Source organism: Desulfofundulus sp. (assembly GCF_049701015.1).
Lineage (GTDB): Bacteria > Bacillota > Desulfotomaculia > Desulfotomaculales > Desulfovirgulaceae > Desulfofundulus.
This window is the reverse complement of record NZ_JBNATZ010000149.1, coordinates 1-6,299: the sequence shown is the minus strand read 5'-3', so window position 1 is coordinate 6,299 and position 6,299 is coordinate 1. Positions and strand designations below refer to the sequence as shown.

Annotated in this window: 7 protein-coding genes; 1 reads left to right on the top strand and 6 read right to left on the bottom strand. The window is 54.2% G+C overall.

The genetic code is table 11. The features are described from left to right. From ACPLUI_RS09710 to yqfC, 6 genes are all read right to left on the bottom strand, one after another. On the bottom strand, window positions 1-187 hold a 187-nt coding region (locus ACPLUI_RS09710; RefSeq protein ID WP_424660063.1), incomplete at its 3' end, for a diacylglycerol kinase. Window positions 188-194: 7 nt separating this feature from the next. Beyond that, window positions 195-653 (bottom strand): rRNA maturation RNase YbeY, encoded by a 459-nt coding sequence (gene ybeY / locus ACPLUI_RS09705; RefSeq protein WP_424660062.1) that lies wholly within the window; start codon window positions 651-653, stop codon window positions 195-197. After that, window positions 607-2,793, bottom strand: coding sequence for an HD family phosphohydrolase (locus ACPLUI_RS09700; protein WP_424660061.1), 2,187 nt, complete (start codon window positions 2,791-2,793; stop codon window positions 607-609). Before ACPLUI_RS09700 ends, ybeY begins: the two co-directional genes overlap by 47 nt. 27 nt (window positions 2,794-2,820) lie before the next feature. Beyond that, a complete protein-coding gene (locus ACPLUI_RS09695; protein ID WP_424660060.1) occupies window positions 2,821-3,777 on the bottom strand; it encodes a PhoH family protein in 957 nt (318 codons plus the stop codon). Between the two features lie 40 nt (window positions 3,778-3,817). Beyond that, window positions 3,818-5,122, bottom strand: a complete 1,305-nt coding sequence (gene yqfD / locus ACPLUI_RS09690) for a sporulation protein YqfD (protein WP_424660059.1) — start codon at window positions 5,120-5,122, stop codon at window positions 3,818-3,820. Window positions 5,123-5,247: 125 nt separating this feature from the next. Further along, window positions 5,248-5,517, bottom strand: a complete 270-nt coding sequence (yqfC, locus tag ACPLUI_RS09685; RefSeq protein ID WP_424660058.1) for a sporulation protein YqfC — start codon at window positions 5,515-5,517, stop codon at window positions 5,248-5,250. A gap of 238 nt (window positions 5,518-5,755) precedes the next feature. Between yqfC and selD the strand changes: the two genes are divergently transcribed. Next, on the top strand, window positions 5,756-6,299 hold a 544-nt coding region (selD, locus tag ACPLUI_RS09680; RefSeq protein WP_424660057.1), incomplete at its 3' end, for a selenide, water dikinase SelD.

Here is a 6,299-nt window from a genome sequence, read left to right as displayed (position 1 = left end):
CAATGGCAAAGAGAACGAAGAGCATATCCCGTACCCCCACCCCCAATAGCAGGGCCACCATCACTACCACCACTGCAGCCCCGAAGTGAAAGCGCAGGTTGGGCTGTGTACGCAGGGCATAAGCCAGGCCGGACAGGGCATAACCAAGGCTTTTTCTGAAACTCTCCCTGGCCATCACAACGGTCACATCCTCCTCACCTGCTCAACCCCAACCGGGCCAGAACGGCTTCCTCCTTTTCCCGCATTGCCCGCCTCTCCTCTTCCGTCTGGTGGTCGTACCCCAGGAGATGCAGCACACCGTGGGCCACCAGAAAAGCCACTTCCCTTTCAAAGCTGTGCCCGTACTCTTCACTCTGCCGGCGCGCCGTCTCCAGGGAAACCACCACATCCCCCAGCAGGGTTTCCTCACCTGCCTCGGGCATCGGTTCTCCCTCCTGCAGGGCAAAAGAGAGCACATCGGTAGGCCCGTCCACTCCCCGGTATTCACGATTCAACCGGTGGATATACTCGTCGTCTACAAAAACGAGACTTACTTCGGCATCCCCGGGACCGCCAGCCAGGGAAAGAGCCTCCCCGGCCACCTTTACCACCAAGTCAAACAGATGCTCATCCACCGGCACTTTTTCTTGCAGGTTGTTTACGAGAACCGGCACTTTTACTTCTTCTCCTTTCCATCTCCCTGCTCAGGTCTGGATACTCAACACGATTGTGGAATATGCCGCCCAACACCTGTATAAAAGCCCCCGCAATTTTATCCAGATCCTTGAAGGTCAGGTCGCATTCATCAAGCTGGCCGTCCATAAGTTTATCTTTGATAATTTTACGTACCATGCCCTCAACGCGGCCCGGGGTGCGGTTTTGTAGCGAACGGACAGCTGCTTCCACCGAGTCGGCAAGCATGACAATAGCGGCCTCTCTGGTCTGGGGCCTGGGCCCGTCATAACGATACTCGTCTTCATTGACATTTTCCGGGTGTCCGTTCTCCAGGGCCTTGTGATAAAAGTAAGAACACAACCCGCTGCCATGGTGTTGCTCGATAATGTCGATAATGGCCTGGGGCAACCTGTATTCACGAGCCATTTCAGCCCCATCCTTGACATGGGAAGTTAAAATTAAAGTGCTCAAAGAAGGGGTGATTTTATCGTGGGGGTTCTCACCGTTCAACTGGTTTTCAATAAAAAAGTAGGGCCGCTTGATTTTACCAATATCATGGTAATAAGAGCCAACGCGTACCAGGAGAGTATCCCCGTCGACGGCCTGGGCTGCAGCCTCCGCCAGGTTGGCAACAATAATGCTGTGGTGATAAGTACCCGGAGCTTCCGTTAGCAGCCGCCGCAGTAAAGGATTGCTGGGATTGGACAACTCCAGGAGATGGACCGCCGAAGTGATCCCAAAGGCACTTTCCAGGTAAGGCAGGGCACCAATAGTTAAAATAGAGGACAAAATGCCGTTGACCACTCCGAAACCCACCCCGGAAGCAATCATAAGACCCCAGGGTTCATTGCCCAGGAGGCCCATAATCAGGATCACAACTATATTGGCAGCGCTGGTATAAACCCCGGCCCGGGCCAGATCCCCCCGCTGGCTCAGTTTGCTGACGCTGTAAACCCCTACGAACCCCCCTACCAGGGCGACCAGTCCGAAACGGACCTGTCCATCCAGCATCAAAGTAACCAGAAAACTCATGACCGCCACAACCAGCATGGCCAGACGCGTGTCAAGCAAAATGGCAATCAGCATCCCGGCAGCGGCAACAGGCGTCATATAACCCACCAGGTTCCCCAGTTCGGGCCAGTACGGGATGTTGATAGCCGTAACGCCTCTGCTCACGGCCAGTACCACCGCTACAATTATGCCCAGCAGGTACAAATGCCCGGCATGTTCGTAAATCTCCCGGTTCTGCTGGTAGAGGTAGAGCAGCACCACCACCATCAGGAGGGCTACCAGAAGAGCGCTGCCCAGCAATACGCGCCAGGGAACCCCGGTCCGGGTGAGGCCAAGAGCCTCCAGCTTGGCCAGGTGTTCCCTCGTGACCACATCGCCAACCCGAATGATGATCTCGTTCTGCCTGATGGTCACCATCTGGGGCGGCACCGTAGCCATTGCCGCTTCCTTTAAGAGACGGGTTTTTTCCGCGTTAAAGAATTTGTTCGGACGCAGATAATAACGGATCAACCCCTGCGCCAGTTCCTGGTAGGGTCTGCTCAAACCCCAGCGGGTAACCTGGTCGGATAAAGCTGCTTTTCTGGCTTCCAGCTTGTCCGGCGTAATACCGTCCTCACTATCCAGGGCCTGGGCCACCAGACCGTTTATACTCTTTTCCACCTGTTGCAGGGTACGGGGAGCCGGCCTGGAAAGCGCTGCCAGTATTTCGCGGGGCAGAGAAAAAGGCAGCACTCCCCGCAGGCGGTTTATACGGGCCTCCTCATCGAGCCTCGTATCCTCCTGCACCCCGCGTATCCCCTGAATGGCCGTGGAGATATCCCGCTGGACCGCCGCGCTTACCAGGGGATCCACGTCGTATTGGTCGCGCACTGCCGCAGCTGCCTGGCGGCGCATTTCTTCAGTTTTGGCCTTATCTTCAAAAACAATACTGCGGGGGGCAACTATCTGTACCGGAGAAACCTGTCCCTCCCGCAAATTAACCCGTTGGGGAACAAACTCAATGGAAATTAAAATAGTAATGAGCAAAAAAAAGATAACCGCAGCTGCGCTCCGGCGTACCCTGCGCCGTCGCATAAACGGAGCCAGCCGGTGGACAACCTCTTTTTTAATTGTGGCCAGAGGGAGCATTAAATTCACTCCTCTTGCGCCACCAACCTAGGCCCCTTCCTCGTAGGCCCTGATGATTTCCTGAACCAGCGGGTGGCGGACAATATCTTCCCCCGTCAGGTAACAAAAAGCGATATCGTCTACCCGCGCCAAAACTTTCTGGGCATGGACCAAGCCGGAAACCTGACCCCTGGGAAGGTCGATCTGGGTGATATCCCCGGTAATTACAGCCTTGGAACCAAAACCCAGGCGGGTCAGAAACATTTTCATCTGCTGGTCGGTGGTATTTTGCGCCTCGTCCAGTATGATAAATGCGTCATCAAGTGTCCTCCCCCGCATATAGGCAAGGGGAGCAATTTCAATAACATGTCTCTCCAGATATTTTTGGGTGTTTTCCACACCCAGTACATCGTAAAGACTGTCGTAGAGAGGACGCAGGTAAGGATCCACCTTTTCCTGCAGGTCCCCCGGTAAAAAACCGAGCTTTTCTCCTGCTTCGACAGCCGGCCTGGTCAGTACCAGCCGGCTGACTTCTTTATTGCGCAACGCACGAATAGCCATCACCACGGCCAGGTAGGTTTTCCCCGTGCCCGCGGGTCCGATGGCAAAAACAATATCGTGTTTGCGGATGGCCTCTATATACTTTTTCTGTCCCAGTGTCTTGGGCTTGACCTGCTTTCCCCGGGCGGTAACCAGAGTTACTTCCCGGGCCAGATGGGACAGGGCTTCCTGCATACCCGCCCGCACGGCCTTAATGGCGTAGTTAATTTCGTGCAAAGTTAAACGGTTACCTGCCCGGTAAAAGTCCTGTAACTGATTGAAAACCTCACGGGCCTGGGCCACCTGTTCAGGGGGGCCAATAATAATCACTTCCTCACCCCTGGTTACCACCCTTATACCCAGGGCCCGTTCCATTAAAGCCAGATGTTCGTCATGACGGCCGAAAATCTCGGCCGCCGTAGCGATATTATCCAGGATTACCCTGGCTTCAGTGTGTTCGCCCAACTTATCCCTCCAACTCCCTTTTGTTTCTGGAATGGACCTGCTATGGCCGGGAAAAAGGTGAAGCGTCCTCAAGTGGCACCGGTGCCCGGTTCCGGATTTCCTCCTCCGGGGTGAAAGACCGTTCAGCACCTATTTCTTCCAGACTTTCCACCAGTGCTTTAACACGTACCAGGTTCTCAGGTCCTTTCACCACCAGCTCATCCAGTTGCTTGTGAACCAGCCTTGCCCCCTGGGGCAACTGCTTTTGTACCGCCTGCAACGCCCTCTCCCCGGCCAGGCGGCGGGCTTCAGCCCTGCTCCTGACCAAACGGTAGTTTTCCACTTCACGATATTTATAGATAACAAGTTCGACAGAGAGCTGAAGATTCCTCCATGAGGGGGTCTTTTTCACAGTGGTCTCGGTTTGATATTTCAAAAAGGGTATCTTCCGGGGACCTGCTAAAATTATTTCCCTGCCATTGATTTTCATACAAACCCTGGTAGCCTGGCGCCCGGTAAAGCGTTCCTTGTTTTCAACCAGAGGAGCTTCGCCATAACCTTCATACCATACCCGGGCCCTGACGATCCCCGCAGCGTGCACGTAGGTGGGCGGAAGAAGGGGTTGTTCCTTTTGTGATTCGGACGCCTGCTGTTGTTCAGGCCCGGGTTGCGGGGGAGGAATGATACCGGAAATCAAAATTTGACCGGGGACTACCGTATCCCCTTCCTTCACCGCAGCATGACCGTTGAAAACAAGGACTTCTTTAATCACGCCCTCCTTATTAGCTACAATATGAGCCGGAGATTGATTTTTCTCCTCGGGAAGATTCTTTTCCACCACTTCAATGGTTACCCTCGTCCCCTTGACGTAGACCCCGGCCCAGGAGATAGCTGGAAACTTTGCCTTCAAAGCCTTCTCCACGGAGGGACAATCCAAACGCCATATGGGAACCCCCTTGCTCAAACCCGCCCCGGAAGCCACGGAAAGAATATCTTTCGCAGGCACCCTGCGGTTACCGGTAACTTCGATGGTCCATACAAAAGAGCTTAACAAATAAAGTCCGAGGATAAACAATACTGCACCCAGGACCAGTGCTTTACGCCGGGCCAGGCGCATCCAGAGGAAAGGTAGACCCGCCCGCCGTGTGATATGAAAACGGCACCGGGTACGCCTTGCAATATGCCTTAAAGGTCGTACGGCACTCAAGCGCACCTTCGCCCTCACCGTATGCTCACCGAGCCGGGTGATATCCCACAGGAAAATACCCCTGGCCACAGCCATATTAATAAATTTTTCCGGCGCTTCCCCCCGAACTGTAATGCTCAGGTAACCAATGATAAAGTTCATCAATCGAAAAAGAAACATGACCTGGCCTCCTTATGTTCCCGGGCCGCAGGTGGCACAACTCGCCGCCGGCACGCGTCCTCTCCGCCCAAAACCGGCAGGCCATCTTCCTCCTCCGCCTGTGGTCTCAAAAGCACCGGGCGTTTCTATTTAAACGTAATGGTCTTAATCATCCCTTCCACGCAAATTTCATCGGGAAGGATGTTGCGCAGGACCAGTTTCTCCCCGGTAATTTCCAGTTCCCCCTCCTCAATCCCCACACGCACAATCTGAGGGGTATATTCTAGCACGCCGCGATGATTTTCAATAAAGGCCTGCAGATTTCCCATAAGCACAACGCGGGGAAGGTTGAGCATTACATCATTCGGGATCTCCAAAAACTCCGATAACCGCTTTTTCCATTCCCGCCAGGACATCTTCCAATCCCTCCCTGCCACAATATATGCTCCCGCCACGGACAAGATTACTTCAGGTCTTAAAAGCTGCGGCCGGCAGTTTTCAACCCATAAAGATCTTCTTTATATTTCAGCCTGGCTATCAAATCTTCTTATAGACCAGATAAAGGAACCTGTCTATTAAAGAGCGAAAAAGTGATATGCTATCTTGTAAGAAACAGGCCGGAGAGAAAAACTGAAAAGTTAGGGGTGAAAAGTTATGTCTGAAAAAATTCGATTGACCACCCTGGCCAGGGCTGCCGGGTGAGCGGCCAAGGTGGGACCGGCCACCCTGTCGCAGGTACTGCGGCAGCTGCCACGACTGGACGACCCCCAATTGCTGGTCGGGCTGGAAACAGCCGACGACGCGGCAGTATACAAACTTACGGATGATTTGGCCATAATTGAGACGGTAGATTTTTTTACCCCGGTGGTGGATGACCCCTACCTCTTCGGCCAGGTAGCCGCAGCCAACGCCTTGAGTGATATTTACGCCATGGGTGGGCGGCCCCTTCTGGCCCTGAATATTGCTTGTTTCCCCACCTGTTTGCCGGCTGAAGTCCTGGCGGAGATTCTCAAAGGCGGGGCGGATAAAGTAAGGGAAGCCGGGGCCGTCATTGCCGGGGGACACACGGTCCAGGATGATGAACCCAAGTACGGGCTGGCCGTCACCGGTTTGGTGCACCCCGGACAAATATTGACCAACACCGGTGCCCTGCCCCAGGACGTCCTGATCCTGACCAAACCCCTCGGTACGGGCATTA